Source organism: Bilifractor sp. HCP3S3_D3 (assembly GCF_052063915.1).
Taxonomy (GTDB): Bacteria; Bacillota; Clostridia; order Lachnospirales; family Lachnospiraceae; genus Bilifractor.
In genome coordinates, this window is the sequence record NZ_JBQHWP010000067.1 from 1 (window position 1) to 342 (window position 342).

The following is a 342-nucleotide window of genomic DNA, read 5'->3' on the forward strand; positions in this document are numbered from 1 at the left end:
GTCGTAACAAGGTAGCCGTATCGGAAGGTGCGGCTGGATCACCTCCTTTCTAAGGAATGAATGAGTAAAAGATGTGTTTTACTGTTGAGTTGTCAAGGTAACAAGCGCGGAACAATCCGGTTACCGCAGAAACAACTGTATAAACTTGCTGGTGGCGATGCGCCCGGGGGAGACACCCGTTCCCATTCCGAACACGATGGTTAAGACCCGGGCGGCCGAAAATACTATGCTGGAGACAGTATGGAAAGATAGGCGGCCGCCAGCATCCTTACGGGGATGTAGCTCAGTTGGGAGAGCACCTGCCTTGCAAGCAGGGGGTCGAGAGTTCGAATCTCTTCATCT

1 rRNA gene is annotated in these 342 nt (G+C 52.3%); it reads left to right on the plus strand.

Going from position 1 to position 342, the window contains the following annotated elements:
- The first annotated feature begins 147 nt into the window (after positions 1–147).
- Positions 148–265 (plus strand): 5S ribosomal RNA (gene rrf / locus ACTNDI_RS14060).
- Positions 266–342 lie beyond the last annotated feature (77 nt).